Source organism: Halorubrum sp. SD612, from assembly GCF_002135005.1.
Genome location: NZ_NEWI01000015.1, coordinates 19,157 through 32,516 on the forward strand (window position 1 = coordinate 19,157; position 13,360 = coordinate 32,516).

At 71.5% G+C, this 13,360-nt stretch carries 15 protein-coding genes and 1 tRNA gene; 8 read left to right on the top strand and 8 right to left on the bottom strand.

All coding sequences use genetic code 11. The features are described 5' to 3' along the window. Positions 1-111 precede the first annotated feature (111 nt). A tRNA-Arg gene (locus B9G38_RS03160) sits at positions 112-186 on the bottom strand. Between the two features lie 108 nt (positions 187-294). Here B9G38_RS03160 and B9G38_RS03165 point away from each other — a divergent pair. Beyond that, on the top strand, positions 295-912 hold the full coding sequence (locus B9G38_RS03165; RefSeq protein ID WP_086219448.1) for an AAA family ATPase: 618 nt from the start codon (positions 295-297) through the stop codon (positions 910-912). After that, positions 909-1,361: an RNA-binding domain-containing protein gene (locus B9G38_RS03170; protein ID WP_049930931.1), complete on the top strand. Its 453-nt coding sequence runs from the start codon at positions 909-911 to the stop codon at positions 1,359-1,361. Before B9G38_RS03165 ends, B9G38_RS03170 begins: the two co-directional genes overlap by 4 nt. 67 nt (positions 1,362-1,428) lie before the next feature. Here B9G38_RS03170 and B9G38_RS03175 read toward each other — a convergent pair whose 3' ends face one another. From B9G38_RS03175 to B9G38_RS03195, 5 genes are all read right to left on the bottom strand, one after another. After that, complete coding sequence (locus tag B9G38_RS03175; protein ID WP_086216857.1) at positions 1,429-2,034, bottom strand: transporter; 606 nt, start codon at positions 2,032-2,034, stop codon at positions 1,429-1,431. 108 nt (positions 2,035-2,142) lie between these two features. Beyond that, positions 2,143-2,736 (bottom strand): GNAT family N-acetyltransferase, encoded by a 594-nt coding sequence (locus B9G38_RS03180; RefSeq protein WP_086219449.1) that lies wholly within the window; start codon positions 2,734-2,736, stop codon positions 2,143-2,145. A 91-nt stretch (positions 2,737-2,827) separates the two neighbouring features. Then, complete coding sequence (locus tag B9G38_RS03185; protein ID WP_086219450.1) at positions 2,828-3,802, bottom strand: alpha/beta hydrolase; 975 nt, start codon at positions 3,800-3,802, stop codon at positions 2,828-2,830. 84 nt (positions 3,803-3,886) lie between these two features. Further along, positions 3,887-4,807 carry a DMT family transporter gene (locus B9G38_RS03190; protein ID WP_049930924.1) on the bottom strand — a complete coding sequence of 307 codons (921 nt, stop codon included), beginning with the start codon at positions 4,805-4,807 and terminating at the stop codon, positions 3,887-3,889. A gap of 76 nt (positions 4,808-4,883) precedes the next feature. After that, on the bottom strand, positions 4,884-5,543 hold the full coding sequence (locus B9G38_RS03195; protein ID WP_086219451.1) for an ArsR family transcriptional regulator: 660 nt from the start codon (positions 5,541-5,543) through the stop codon (positions 4,884-4,886). 223 nt (positions 5,544-5,766) lie between these two features. Here B9G38_RS03195 and cofH point away from each other — a divergent pair, with 223 nt between their 5' ends. Both cofH and B9G38_RS03205 read left to right on the top strand, forming a co-directional pair. After that, positions 5,767-7,224, top strand: coding sequence for a 7,8-didemethyl-8-hydroxy-5-deazariboflavin synthase subunit CofH (cofH, locus tag B9G38_RS03200; RefSeq protein ID WP_049930920.1), 1,458 nt, complete (start codon positions 5,767-5,769; stop codon positions 7,222-7,224). Positions 7,225-7,340: 116 nt separating this feature from the next. Then, complete coding sequence (locus tag B9G38_RS03205) at positions 7,341-7,652, top strand: DUF2250 domain-containing protein (protein ID WP_086219452.1); 312 nt, start codon at positions 7,341-7,343, stop codon at positions 7,650-7,652. Positions 7,653-7,685: 33 nt separating this feature from the next. Here the strand turns inward: B9G38_RS03205 and hmgA are convergent, their stop codons facing one another. Continuing rightward, the gene (hmgA, locus tag B9G38_RS03210; protein WP_049930916.1) at positions 7,686-8,909 is read right to left on the bottom strand and encodes a hydroxymethylglutaryl-CoA reductase (NADPH); all 1,224 of its coding nucleotides are present in this window, start codon (positions 8,907-8,909) and stop codon (positions 7,686-7,688) included. 83 nt (positions 8,910-8,992) lie between these two features. Next, complete coding sequence (locus B9G38_RS03215) at positions 8,993-9,466, bottom strand: GNAT family N-acetyltransferase (protein WP_086216885.1); 474 nt, start codon at positions 9,464-9,466, stop codon at positions 8,993-8,995. A 200-nt stretch (positions 9,467-9,666) separates the two neighbouring features. Here B9G38_RS03215 and B9G38_RS03220 point away from each other — a divergent pair, with 200 nt between their 5' ends. The 4 genes from B9G38_RS03220 to B9G38_RS03235 all read left to right on the top strand — a co-directional run bounded on the left by B9G38_RS03220 (position 9,667) and on the right by B9G38_RS03235 (position 13,202). After that, positions 9,667-10,542 carry a DUF502 domain-containing protein gene (locus tag B9G38_RS03220; RefSeq protein ID WP_086219453.1) on the top strand — a complete coding sequence of 292 codons (876 nt, stop codon included), beginning with the start codon at positions 9,667-9,669 and terminating at the stop codon, positions 10,540-10,542. Next, a complete protein-coding gene (locus B9G38_RS03225; RefSeq protein ID WP_049930913.1) occupies positions 10,539-10,985 on the top strand; it encodes an archease in 447 nt (148 codons plus the stop codon). The genes B9G38_RS03220 and B9G38_RS03225 overlap by 4 nt, the downstream gene beginning before the upstream one ends. A 67-nt stretch (positions 10,986-11,052) precedes the next feature. Continuing rightward, complete coding sequence (locus tag B9G38_RS03230) at positions 11,053-11,595, top strand: hypothetical protein (protein ID WP_086219454.1); 543 nt, start codon at positions 11,053-11,055, stop codon at positions 11,593-11,595. Positions 11,596-11,693: 98 nt separating this feature from the next. Then, positions 11,694-13,202 carry an RtcB family protein gene (locus tag B9G38_RS03235; RefSeq protein ID WP_086219455.1) on the top strand — a complete coding sequence of 503 codons (1,509 nt, stop codon included), beginning with the start codon at positions 11,694-11,696 and terminating at the stop codon, positions 13,200-13,202. The last annotated feature ends 158 nt before the right edge of the window (positions 13,203-13,360 follow it).

Consider the following 13,360-nt stretch of genomic DNA (forward strand, 5'->3'; position numbering starts at 1 on the left):
ACGGGACCCGAACCGCAGCGTCTCGGACGATTTAACGATCCGATCGCAGAGACCCGATCGACCCCAAATTCGGGTGTTTGACAGACGACCCGAGAACCGACGGGTTCGAAGCGAGCACGGTGGGATTCGAACCCACGGCCATCGGATTAGAAGTCCGACGCTCTATCCTGGCTGAGCTACGTGCCCTCACTCGACTCTGATCCGCCGCGTCTAAAAAACGCCCGCGGTTCGCGGCGGGCCGCTCAGCACCGGCCAACAGCAGACCTAAGTCCGCGAGCGGAGTAGCGACCGGTAATGAACGTCATCGGAACCGTCGGCCTCCCCGGCAGCGGGAAGGGGGAGGCGGCAAACGTGGCCGAGGCGGCTGGCATCCCCGTCGTCGTCATGGGCGACGTGGTCCGCGCCGAGTGTCGCCGCCGCGGGCTCGACCCGGCGCAACACCACGGCCGGATGGCCGGCACGCCCCGCGAGGAGGAGGGCGACGACGCCATCGCCGCTCGGACGCTCCCGCGCATCCGGGAGGCGGCGGCCGAGAGCGAGCGCGGCGAGACCGTCGTCGTCGACGGTCTCCGCTCGACCGTCGAGCTCGAACGCTTCCGCGAGGCGTTCGGCGACGACTTCACGCTCGTCGCGATCCGCGCGCCCTTCGAGCTCCGCGCCGAGCGGCTGGGCGAGCGCGGCCGCGACGACTCCGACTCGGACCTGGCGTCGCTCCGCAGGCGCGACGCCCGCGAGATCGACCTCGGACTCGGCGAGACGTTGGAGCGCGCCGACGTCGAGATCGACAACACCGACAGCCTCGCGGCGTTCCGCGAGCGCGTCCGCGAAGTGCTGGGCGTCGACGGTGAGGGCGCGGACCGCTCGGACGGCGACGCCGCCGAGGCGGCCGAGGCCGGGGGTGACGGCGCGTGATCTACAGCGTCGACGTTCGGATCGAGGTGCCGGTCCACGACACGGAGGTGACCGACCGGGTCGCCGACGCGGTCGAGAACGTCTTCCCGGACGCGGAGCCGGTCCACGAGGACGGGCGGCTCGTCTCCGAGACGCACAGCCTCGACGCGTTCTCCGACGTGCTCCACGAGCAGGAGATCCTCGACACCGCCCGCCGCGTCTTCCGACAGAACCGCACCGACGACGGGTTCGCCTTCTCGTTGAAGAAGCAGGCGGCGCTCGAAGGCGTCGTCAACTTCGCGGTCGGCGATCCGGACGAACTCGGTGAGATCGACGTCGAGGTGCGCGTCCGCGAGCCGGACGTCGAGTCGTTCATCGACTACGTCGCGCCCGAGACCGACGGGGGGCAGCCGGTCGACCCCGTCCGCGAGTACGGCGACCGGTTCGACCCCGAGGACGAGGCGTACTGAGGCGCCGACCCGGCGCGCCAATCGCCGCTCTCCCGGTCACTCGGCCCGTCGCTCACTGATCCACCAGTCACTCGGCCGTGGCGCCGGCCGCGGCCCCGCCGACCGCGCCGAAGACGACCGGATAGACGAGCCCCGCGAGCAGCGCCGCCGTGACGAGCGTCGGGGCGACGCTGCCGCCGTCGCCGACGGCGTACCGGAACAGGAAGGCGCCGATCACCGCGAGCGGGAGGTAGCCGACGACGGCGAGCGCGCCGGACTGCGCGCCGTCGACCGGCGTCGCCGCGCCGGCCGCGCGCGCTATCCCGACCCCGGCGACGACGAGCAGCAGCGGCGGCACGGCGTACAGGAACGTCAGCCCGGCGTCGCTCTGCGCGACGAAGTTCACCGAGCGGGCGGCGCCGATCAGCGAGGGCACGTTCACGTCCACGAAGTGCGCGTTGTAGAACACCCAGCCGACGCCGCGCCACACCGAGATGGTGTCGCCGCCGAACAGGTCGGCGAAGAAGTTGATCCCGGAGAGCCCCTCCTCGACCCGGCCGCTCTGCGTGACGTAGACGACCAGGTAGCCGAGGACGTACGACACCGCGCCCGCGACCGCCCCGACGACCGCGCCGCGGCCGAGGCTCCTTTCCGCCCCTGTCGCGCTCGATCCGCCGCTGGCTGTCGAAGACATGCGCCCGGTATCGTTTCGGCGGGCGTAAGTGTTTGTTGGGTCGGATCGGGACGCGAAACGATCGCGTCGACGGCCGCAGGAGTGCGTCTATCGGCGGACACCGTCGGATCAGGTCGTCGCCTCGCGCCACTCCGACTGCGAGATCGTGTACCGGACCTCGTCGTGGACGGTGCCGTCCGCGTAGACCAGCTCGTTGCGGAGCCGCCCCTCGCGTCGCCCGCCGAGGCGGTCGACGTACCGTTCGATCGCGCGCTGCGACTTCTCGTTGTCGGGGTGGTGGCCCACGGCGACGACATCCAGGTCGAGGTCCGCGAACGCGACCTCGGCGAGCGCGGCGGCGCGCTCGCCGGAGTAGCCGCGGCCCCAGAACCGCTTGCGGAGCCACGTGCCGAGCGTCGCAGTCCGCTTTTCCCAGTCGACCCCGAAGCCGCCGAAGCCGGCTATCTCGCCCGCACCGTCCTCCCCCTCGCGGGGGTAGATCACGTACGTCGCCGCCTCGGCGTCCTCGAAGCGCTCGCGCCCGCGTTCGAGGAACTCTAGCGTCTCCTTCTTCGTCTCGTGGGGGTCCCACGTGACGAACTCGGTCACCTCGTCGATGCCGGGATCGGACGAGCAGATCCGATAGCACTCGTCGAGGTCGACGTGTTCGGGACTCCGCACCTCCAGCCGAAGCCGGTCCGTCTCGATGGTCTCGGGGAACACGTCGTGAGCGTCGTCGCCCGCCGAATAAATTCCACCGGCGCCCTGCGACGGGTTGTCACGGGCACCGACCGCCGTCGGTCGTCGAACGCCGTCAGTCGCCGAAGGCGTCGGCGAGGTCGCCGCCGACGCTCGCGATCGCGTCGCGCGCCCGGTCGACCTCCGGCATCGTCATGAACCCGTGGACCATCGCGGGGTAGTTCTCGTATCGGGTCGCCACGCCGTCGGCGACGAGCTGCTCCGCGTACGCCCTCCCGCCGTCCCGGAGCGGGTCGAAGCCCGCTGTGACGACCGTCGCGGGCGCGACGCCGGAGAGGTCGCCGGCGTTGATCGGGTCGGCGTACGGGTTCCGACGGTGGATGTCGCTCCGGTAGTAGGCCGCCGAGAACCACTCGATGTCCGCCAGAGAGAGGACGGTCCCGGCGTGTTCCCGCATCGACTCCTGGTCGGGGTCGACGCCGATCCCCGGGTACAGGAGCGCCTGTCGGGCGATGTCGGGGCCGTCCCGCTCGGCGGCCATGAGGGCGGTCACCGCGGCGAGGGTGCCGCCGGCGGAGTCGCCCGCGACCGCGAGGTCGCCGGTCCCGCGGAGCCGCTCGGTCGCGTCCGCGGCCCGCTCGACGGCGGCGTACGCGTCCGCGACCGCGGCCGGGAAGGGGTGTTCAGGCGCGAGCCGGTACTCGACCGAGAGGACGGCGCACCCGCTCTCCCGGGTCAGGTGCCGACAGAGCCAGTCGTGGGTCTCGACGCTGCCGAGGACGAACCCCCCGCCGTGGAAGAAGACGACCGGCGGGTAGGGGGGGTCGGCGGCGGGGAGGTAGAGCCGCGCGTCGAGGTCGCCGACCGTCGCCCGGTCGCCGAGGGCGCGCCGCGCCTCGTCGTCTTCGGGTCCGGGAAGGGTCAGCGACTCGGTTGCGCCCACGCTCGGCGGGTCGCGGTTCCGGATCCGCATCAGCGGGTCGGTCAGGCGACGGAGGAGCTTCAGCCGGTAGCGACCGTGCGGGAGCGGGACCCGCGACTGTCGGGCGGCGACGCGCTCCGCCTGGGGGTCGATCTGTTCAGCGCTCACGGTCCGGAAGTCGTCGCCCCGCCGACAAGACGGTTGCGGCGGGGTCGGCTGTCGGGCGGTCGGTGGGGCCGTCGGGGCCCCGACTCAGCCCGCGACGCCGACCGCCCGCAGCTCCTCGCGGATCGCGTCGCGTTTCACCAGCGCGAAGCCGACACAGATGGTGAGGAAGCCCGCGACCGTCGTCGGGGTGATCCCCTCGTCGAGGACGAGCCAGCCGACGGCGGCCGCGAACACCGGCGCGACGTAGGAGACGAGGTTGATCTCGATCGGGCCGAGCCGGTCGAGCAGGTCGAAGTAGATGAGGAAGCCGATCCCGCTGGCGACGACCGAGAGGTAGCCCAAGGCGAGCAGCGACTCCGTCGTCCAGGTCGCGTCGGCGACCGACTCGCCGAGCGCGAGCGCGAGCAGATGGGTGAGCCCCGCGCCGAGGAGCATCGACCACGCCTCCATCGTCTCGATGGCGATGTCGGCCTCCGAGGCCCGCGAGAGGACGGAGCCGAGCGCGAACGAGGTCGCCGCGAGCAGCACGAGCAGCTTCGCGACGGTGCCGCCGCCGGTCAGGTTGGCGGGGTCGGGGTTCGCGAGGACGACCGCCCCGGCGAGGCCGATCCCAAGGCCGAGCGCGCCGACCGCGGTCAGCCGCTCCGCCGGCAGGAGGGCGCGGGCGAACACCGTGGTCAACACCGGCGAAAGGCTGACGATAACGGCCGCGACGGCGCTCGTCACCGCCGGGTCGCTCTCCCCGACGAACAGGAAGGCGTGGTAGGCGGCGATGATGAACACGGCGCCGGAGACGACCTCGAGCCACTGGTCCCGGCCGCGCGGGACCGGGTCGTCGACCGCGTACGCCGCGTACGCGAGCATGACGACGCCGGCGACGTCGAACCGGAACGCCGCGAACAGCACGGGCGGGAAGTACGCCAATCCCGCGTTGATCGCGACGAACGCGGAGCCCCACGCGGCGGCGAGAACGAGGAACAGCGAGAGGTTTCTGAGACGGCTCACGTCCGCCCTCTCCCGGCGGCGCGCCAAAAGGTTCCGGAAGCGGTTCGGTTCGCTGGATCCGCTCGGGAGGGGCCCGCTATCGGACCCGGTACCCGTCGGCGTCGCGGGCGACGACGCCCACGTCGGAGAGCCGGCGGAGCGCGCCCTCGACCGTCGACTCGCGGGCGCCGACCTCGTCGGCGACCGCCGCGGGCGTGCCGTCGGTCTCGACCACCGCGGCGATGACGGTCGCGAAGAAGCGGCTGTCGGCCTGCCCGCCGAGCCGCTCGTCGATCTCGGCGAGCGTGTCCTCGACGCGGCCCTGGACCCACCGCTGGGCGAGCGAGAGCTCCCGGTCGAGGTCTTGGAGGCGGGTGAACTCCTCCGCGAGCTCCGCGAGGTCGCCGGTCGTGCCCGACCCGTCGGGGCCCTCGATCGAGAGGTGCGGACAGCGCCCGGACATGTCGAGGCTGTTCTTCGCCGGGTACGCGCTCTTCGCGCCGAAGCCGTACGGCGAGACGCTCACCTCCAGCCGGAGGCTGCGCGCGATCCGGAAGTACTTCCGCCGCTGGTCGTCCGTCGTCGACTCGACGAGCCCGGCCTCCTCCAGCTTCCGCAGGTGGTCGATCACCGCCTTCGGGCTCACGTCCAGGTACTCCGAGATCTCCGTGACGTAACAGGGCTTGGTGGCGAGAAGCCGGAGGATGCGCCGCCGGTTCTCGTTGCCGAGGAGATCGAGCAGTACCGCGGAGTCCATTAACGTGTGGTTAGCGTCCAGCGGATAAAAGGTTGGCTTCTGTGACCGGTCGCGTTCCGCTCGGAGCGTCAGGGTACGGCGATTCGGTGCGAACGCGGACAGTCTGTGCCGCTCGTGTCCCCCCTTCGCTCGGCGGTAGCCGACGCGTCCGAACGACCCGCCGGGGACGCATCGGCTGTCGCGACCCTCCCGTTTATCACGGTGGAACCGGGAACGTTAGGGGATGAGTTCGGGGGGCAGTTCCGGCGCGAGCGGATCGAGCGGAGGCGGAGAGGGCGGGACCGTGAGCGGCGCGGAGGAGTTCGACTTCGCCGCGCCCGCGACCGACCAGTCGTTCGAGAACGCGCTCGCGAAGGCCCGCGACGGCGCTCGGCTGACGGTCGACGACGCCACCGAACTGCTCGCCACCGGCACGGGGGCGGCCGGGATCGACCCCGTCCGCAAGGAGGCGGTGTTAGAGGCCGCCGACCGGCGCCGGCGCGAGGAGGTGGGCGACGAGGTCACCTTCGTCGCCAACCTGAACAACAACGTCACCACCGCGTGTAACACCGGCTGCCTGTTCTGTAACTTCAAGGACTCCGCGCACGCGTTCGAGGCAGACAGCGACGTCGAGCACGCGGGGTTCACCAAGCCGCCCGCCGAGTCGCGCGCGGTCGTCGAAGACGCCCTCGACATGGGGATCTACGAGGTATGCTCCGTCTCGGGGCTCCACCCCGCGTTCGCGCTGAACGAGGAACATCACGAGATCCTCGCCGCGCACGACGACCCCGCGAGCGAGGTGAACTACAAGCCGCCCGAGCGGTACGCGACCGACCCGGGCACCTACGTCGAGCAGTTGGACGCGATGTCGGTCGGCGGCGTCCACCTCCACTCGATGACCCCGGAGGAAGCGTATCACGCCTCTCGGGGCACCGATTGGGAGTACGAGTCTGTGTACCGCGAGCTGGCGGCCGCCGGGCTCGACTCCGCACCGGGCACCGCCGCCGAGATCCTCGTCGACGAGGTCCGCGACGTGATCTGTCCGGGGAAGATCCGCACCGACGACTGGGTGGCGGCGATGGAGGGCGCGGCCGCCGCCGGCCTCGACGTCACCTCGACGATGATGTACGGCCACGTCGAGACGGTCGCGCACCGCGCGCAACACCTGAAGGTGATCCGGGACCTCCAAGACCGCACGGGCGCGATCACGGAGTTCGTTCCGCTCTCCTTCATCCACCAGAACACCCCGCTCTACCGGCGCGGCGTCGTCGACTCCGGCCCCTCGCACGCCGAGGACGAGCTCGTGGTCGCGGTCGCGCGGCTCTTCTTAGACAACGTCGATCACGTCCAGGCGTCGTGGGTGAAGTCGGGCGACGCCCACGGGCTCAAACTCCTCAACTGCGGCGCGGACGACTTCATGGGCACCATCCTCTCGGAGGAGATCACCAGCCGCGCGGGCGGCGAGTACGGCGAGTACCGCTCGTTCGACGACTACGTCGAGATGATCACGGCGATCGGCCGGACCCCGGTCGAGCGCTCGACCGACTACCGGACCCGGCGCCGGATCGACCCCGACGACGGGCCGCACGGCCCGCGTCTCGGCCCCCGCGCCGACGGGACCCCACTGCTCGCGAACCGCTCGTCCGACGGCGGACGCGGCGGCGGCGCGGTCGGAACGCCGCCGGCCGACGCCGACGACTGAACCGATCCCGACGGATCGGTTAGCGGCCGAACACGTTCCGCCGGACCCCTGGCGACTCTCATCGAGTGGGAACCCCCGGTACGCCCTTTATTATGTCACACGTCACCACGTGTGAGATGACCGCACCCGACGCACAGCCGGTCGGCCGCTCGGGAGAGAGCGACGGCGACGGCCGCGGAGAGAGCCTCGACGCGCCCTCGCTGACGCGCTCCGACGAGCGGCTGTTGGCGTACCTCGACGACGTGGGGACGGACTACCCGGCCTTCGTCGCGAGCAACACGGGACTGTACGCCGACCACGTCGAGTCGCGGCTGGAGGCGCTCGCGGCCGCGGGGCTCGTCGAGCGCGTGACCGGAGAGACCGTCTACCGTCTCACCGACGCGGGGCGGGCGGCGCTCCGCGACGACTGCCCGCGCTGGTCGGACTGAGGCGGAGGGCGCTCTGCGGGCCGCGGCGCCCGACTACCGCCCGAGTTCCGCGTGCGCCGACGAGAGGTGGCGGGAGCCGAGCGCCGCGAGCAGCGACAGTTCGCCGGCGAGCGCGCAGACCGCGATCGACTCCGCGAGCGCGTCGGCGTTGCTGCCGGCGGGATCGCCGCCGCCGGCGACGCCGAGGATTTCCAGGCTCGCCTGCTGGGTCGGGAGCTTCGTCCCGCCGCCGACCGTCCCCACTTCAAGACTTGCCAGCGAGACGGAGACGTAGAGGTCGCCGTCGGCGGTCGTCTCGGCGGTCGTGATCGCGTTCGCCCCCTCGACGACCTGCGCCTCGTCCTGCCCGGTGGCGAGGAACATCGCCGCGACCGCGTTGGCGACGTGGGCGTTGAAGCCGAGCGCGCCCGCCTTCGCGGAGCCGACGAGGTTCTTCCGGGTGTTGATCTCAGCGATCGCCTCCGGGGTCGTGTGGAGGCGCTCCTCGACGGTCTCGCGTGGGACCGTCGCGTCGGCGACGACCGAGCGCCCGCGCCCCTCGACGGCGTTGATCGCGGCCGGCTTCTTGTCCGAACAGAGGTTCCCCGACAGCGCGACCAGCGAGGCGTCCGTCTCCGCCTCGATAACGTCGCAGGCCTCTCGGGTCGCGATGGTTGCCATGTTCATCCCCATCGCGTCTTTCGTGTCGTAGCGGAACCGGCAGAACACGTTGTTGCCGACGACGTACGGCGTCACGTCGAGCAGTTCGCCGTGGCTCGTCGTCGACTCCGCGGCCTCGCGCAGCGCGGGGACGTTGTCGCGCAGCCACGCGACGAGCGCCTCGGCCTCGGCGACGCCAGCGACCTGGAAGACGGGCGCGCGCGTCATCCCGCTCTTCGTCACGCGCGCGGTCGCGCCGCCGGCGTCCTCGACGACGGAGCAGCCGCGGTTGATCGACGCGACCAGCGCGCCCTCGGTGGTCGCCAGCGGCAGGTAGCGCTCGGCCGTCCCCGCACCGCCGTCGACGGTCACCGGACCGGCGACGCCGACGGGGACCTGGACCCCGCCGAGGGTGTTCTCGATGTTCGAGCCGTGGACCGCCGCGGCGTCGAACGCGTACTCGCCGAGCGGGTCGAGGTCGGCGTCGGTCGCCTCCGCGACGAGCAGCCGGCGCGCGGCGGCCGCGGCGTCGGCGTCGGCGTGGTCTTCCAGCTCGTGGAAGCGGAGGTCGCCGTCGCGGACCCGGGCCGCGAGGTCCGCGGGAGTCGGTTGCGACATGCCGCCCTCTCCTCGCGGCGGGCGCTAATTACTGTCGGTTCGGCGGGCCTCCCGGGGCGAGCGGAGCGGACCGACGGGGCGAGCTACCGGCCGACGAACCCCGAGAGCCGCTCGCGGAGCGACTCGCCGCCGAGCTTGAGGTAGTAGGCGTCGCCCCCGTCCTCGTAGTAGTCGTCGATGCGGCGGATCACCTCGAAGCCGAGGTGCTCGTAGAAGCCGAGCGCCTGCCGGTTGGTCGTGCGGGCGTGACAGGTGACGGACCGGTGGTTCTCCGCGACGTCGGCGATCAGGCGCTCGGCGTGGCCGCGGCCGCGGTGATCGGGGTGAACGGCGAGAAAGAGGATGTAGCCGTCGCGCCGGACGGAGGCGAACGCGACGAGCCGGTCGTTCTCGACGAGGAGGTGGGCGGTCGACCGGCGGTACGCGTCGACGAAGAAACCGCGTCGCTGTCGGAGGACGCCCTCAGCGGACCGAATCTGCTCTTTGAGCTCCCACGCGGCGGTCGCGTAGTCGGACTCGCCGGGCGGGTCGGTCCGTTTCTCGACGTTGACGCTCACTGCGATGACCTAACACGCGGGCGGAATATAACTCCACCGCCAGCGGGGACCGTTGCGGGCGGTAGCTCCGCTCTCAACGGGTCGGGACCGTATCGAAGGCCGGGTCCGAGGCGGGTCGGTACCCGGACCGCCTGCGGACGCCGGCGCGGGCCGAGCGCTCGACGGAAACGTTTTGTCGCGGTCGCGCGTGGTCGCGATCAATGACCGACGAGTCGTCGGGGGTCGAGCTGCTCCGACGGGCCTTCCTCACCGGCGTCGCCGTCATCGTCCCCGCCGTCATCACGCTGGCCGTGCTCGCGTTCGCGTTCAACGCGGTGTACGACTACCTCGACGCGTTCTCCTCGGCGGTCGTGGCCGTGACGCCGGGAGCCGGACTCCCGGTGATCGGCGCGGTCTCCCGCGAGACCGCGATCGAGGTCGCGACGCCGGTCGTGTTCGTGGCCGCGATCCTCCTCGTGGGCGCCGGCGTCGAGTCCTCGCGGTACGGCGAGCGCGCGGTCGACTACGTCGACGACGCGGTCGAGCGGGTCCCGGGCGTCGGCTCCGTCTACCAGGGGTTCCGACAGATGAGCGACGCGATGCTCGACTCGGAGGGCGGGAACTTCCGCGAGGTCGTCCTCGTCGAGTTCCCGACCGAGGGGACGTACACGCTCGCGTTCGTCACGAGCGAGACCCCCGACGTCATCGCGGACCACGCGGACGGCGAGGGCGACGGGATGCGAACGCTGTTCATGCCGATGGCCCCGAACCCGGTGATGGGCGGGCACGTCGTTTTCGTCCCCGACCGCCGGGTCGTCGACGTCGAACTGACCGTCGACGAGGGGATCCGCGCGCTGGTCACGAGCGGGGTCGCGCTGGAGGAGGTCGCGGCCGACCTCGACGACGTCGACCCGGATGACCTCCGCCCCGGCGCGCCGGAGCGGACCATCGACGCCCGGTTCCCGGCGGACGGGCGACCGGAGAACGCGGAGGAGCCCCGCGACGAGAGCGGCGGAGAGGGTCGAAAGGGCGGTGGAGAGAGCCACAAGACCGGCGGAGAGAGCCGCGAGGGCGGCCGAAGCGTGGACGAGCGATGACCTACGAGCTCCGCGACCACACCGCCGACGTCGCCGTCGAGGCGACCGCCGAGACCCCCTCGGCGCTGTTCGCCGCGGTCGCCGACGGACTTACGGCCGCGAGCGCGGAGTCCGTTCCGGCGACGGGCGGCGAGCGGTTCGAGCTAACGGTCACCGCCGAGAGCCGCGAGGCGCTGCTGTTCGACTACCTCGACCGGCTGATATACGAGCGCGACGTGCGGCTCGTGCTCCCGGCCGATCACCGCTGTACGGTCGCCGAACCGGACGACGGGAACGGCGAGGACGACCCCGCGGAGCCGGGCGAGTGGCGGCTCGCGGCCAGCGCGCGCGGCGTCCCGCTCGGCGCGGTGGCCGCCCGAGAGATCAAGGCCGTCACCTACTCCGAGATGGCTCTCGAACGCCGCGGCGACGAGTGGTACGCGTACGTCGTGTTCGACGTGTGAGGCCGTGCCCCCCGCCTCGGAGCCGGCCGTGAGGAACCATTATAGTTATCGAGCACATTGGTAACGTATGCCACACTCAGAGCGGAGCGACGGGATCGGATCGACGGTGGCGGAGCAGCGGTGGCGCGCGGGGGCGAGCGGCGGGCTCGTGGCCGGCGCCGCGATGGGCGCCGTGTTACACTTCGGTCTCGGGCTCATGCCGACGATCGGCGCGCTGGTCGGGGTAGAGACGGTCCTCGTCGGGTGGGCCGTCCACCTGTTCAACAGCGCGCTGTTCGGTGCGCTGTTCGTCGCCGTCTTCGACCGCCCCTTCTTCGCGGAGCTCCGGGGAGATGTCGGCGGGTGCCTCTCGCTCGGCGTCGTCCACTCCGCGCTGCTGGGCGTGCTCACCGGCGGCCTGCTGTTGCCGGCCGCGATCGCGATCGAGGGCGCGACCGCGCTGCCGGTGCCGACGCTCCCGGTGCCGGGACTGACGGCCAGCTTCGAGTTCGGCGCGGTCATCGCGGTCGCGCACCTGCTGTACGGGCTCGTCCTCGGCCGAGTCTTCGCCGCGTTCACGCTCGCCGAGGGCGCGATCGGCTGGCTCCCGATCGACCCGCTCGACCAGTAGGCGGTCGCGGTCGGCCGACGGGCGTCGACCTCGACGGACTCGCTCGCGTCGCCGCCCGCTGACGCAACGCCCTTGCCTCCCCGCGTCGAACGCCGGGTATGACAACGCGCGAGTTCGATGGGATCCGACTGGAGAAAGTGCGCGAGCACGTCTGGGAGATCCCCCGCGAGGGCGACATGAACGTCCCCGCCCGGGTCCTCGCCAGCGAGTCGCTGCTCGAGGAGATTGGCGACGACGACTCGCTCCAGCAGTTGAAAAACGCCACTCACCTTCCCGGCATCGTCGAGCCCGCGCTCTGTATGCCCGACGGGCACCAGGGGTACGGCTTCCCGGTCGGCGGCGTGGGCGCTATCGACGCCCGAACCGGCTGTATTTCGCCGGGAGCGGTCGGCTATGACATCAACTGCGGCGTCAGAATGGTGCGAACGAATCTCACCTACGACGACGTGCGCGGCCGGGAGGAGGAGCTGGTCGACGCGCTGTTCGAGGCCGTCCCGTCGGGACTGGGCGGCGGCGGCGTGATAGACGGCGACGCCGACGCGATCGAGGGCGCGCTCGAACGGGGCGTCGAGTGGGCGGTCGAGGAGGGGTACGGGATCGAGAGCGACCTCGCGCGCTGCGAGGACGAGGGGCGTCGCCCCGACGCCCGGCCGGAGTACGTCTCCCAGAAGGCGATGGACCGCGGCCGGAACCAGATGGGGTCGCTCGGTTCGGGCAACCACTTCCTGGAGGTCCAGCGCGTCACCGACGTGTTCCGCGGGGACGTGGCCGAGGCGTACGGCCTCGAAGCGGACGGCATCGTCGTCTTAATCCACTGCGGGAGCCGCGGGCTGGGCCACCAGACCTGTAACGACTACCTCCGGCGGATCGAGCAGGAGCACGACGACCTGCTCGCCGAGCTCCCCGACAAGGAGCTCGCGGCCGCGCCGGCCGGCTCCGACCTGGCCGACGAGTACTACGGCGCGATGGGCGCGTGTATCAACTTCGCGTGGGTGAACCGCCAGCTGATCACGCATCAGGCGCGCGAGACGTTCGGCCAGGTGTTCGACGCCGACCCGATCGAGGACCTCGGGATGGAGCTGCTGTACGACGTGGCGCACAACATCGCCAAGAAGGAGACCCACGAGGTCGGCGTCGACGCCGAGGGGCGCCCGGCCGTCGGCGACGCGGCCGTCGACCGCGCGGAGCGCGAGCTGTACGTCCACCGCAAGGGCGCGACGCGGGCATTCCCCGCCGGCAACGGGGACGTGCCCGAGGCGTACCGCGGGGTCGGCCAGCCCGTCATCATCCCCGGCAGCATGGGCGCGGGCTCGTACGTCCTCCGCGGCGGCGAGGAGTCGATGGGCGTCTCGTTCGGCTCGACCGCTCACGGCGCGGGGCGGCTGATGAGCCGCACGCAGGCGAAACAGGAGTTCTGGGGCGGCGACGTACAGGACGACCTCGAAGACGGCCAACAGATCTACGTGAAGGCGCAGTCCGGTGCCACCATCGCCGAGGAGGCCCCCGGCGTCTACAAGGACATCGACGAGGTGATCCGCGTCAGCGACGATCTGGGTATCGGCGACAAGGTGGCGCGCACGTTCCCCGTCTGTAACATCAAGGGCTGACGACGGTCCTCGGCCCCGGGCGAGGCCGCCGACTCCGCGGCCGAACCCCTCCTCGTCGACCCGGCCCCCGCCGAGCGCTTATGTCGGATGCCGCGGCCACGTCGCACCGAGATGACCGACCACTCGCGGAACGGTAGCTCTGTCTTCTATACACATCT

Bases quoted from the DNA above. Each gene is read 5' to 3' on its own strand.
- B9G38_RS03230 (WP_086219454.1), top strand. From the start codon at position 11,053: ATGCCACACTCAGAGCGGAGCGACGGGATCGGATCGACGGTGGCGGAG.
- cofH (WP_049930920.1), top strand. From the start codon at position 5,767: ATGAGTTCGGGGGGCAGTTCCGGCGCGAGCGGATCGAGCGGAGGCGGA.
- B9G38_RS03225 (WP_049930913.1), top strand. From the start codon at position 10,539: ATGACCTACGAGCTCCGCGACCACACCGCCGACGTCGCCGTCGAGGCG.
- B9G38_RS03195 (WP_086219451.1), bottom strand. From the start codon at position 5,543: ATGGACTCCGCGGTACTGCTCGATCTCCTCGGCAACGAGAACCGGCGG.
- B9G38_RS03220 (WP_086219453.1), top strand. From the start codon at position 9,667: ATGACCGACGAGTCGTCGGGGGTCGAGCTGCTCCGACGGGCCTTCCTC.
- B9G38_RS03175 (WP_086216857.1), bottom strand. From the start codon at position 2,034: ATGTCTTCGACAGCCAGCGGCGGATCGAGCGCGACAGGGGCGGAAAGG.
- hmgA (WP_049930916.1), bottom strand. From the start codon at position 8,909: ATGTCGCAACCGACTCCCGCGGACCTCGCGGCCCGGGTCCGCGACGGC.
- B9G38_RS03235 (WP_086219455.1), top strand. From the start codon at position 11,694: ATGACAACGCGCGAGTTCGATGGGATCCGACTGGAGAAAGTGCGCGAG.
- B9G38_RS03165 (WP_086219448.1), top strand. From the start codon at position 295: ATGAACGTCATCGGAACCGTCGGCCTCCCCGGCAGCGGGAAGGGGGAG.
- B9G38_RS03205 (WP_086219452.1), top strand. From the start codon at position 7,341: ATGACCGCACCCGACGCACAGCCGGTCGGCCGCTCGGGAGAGAGCGAC.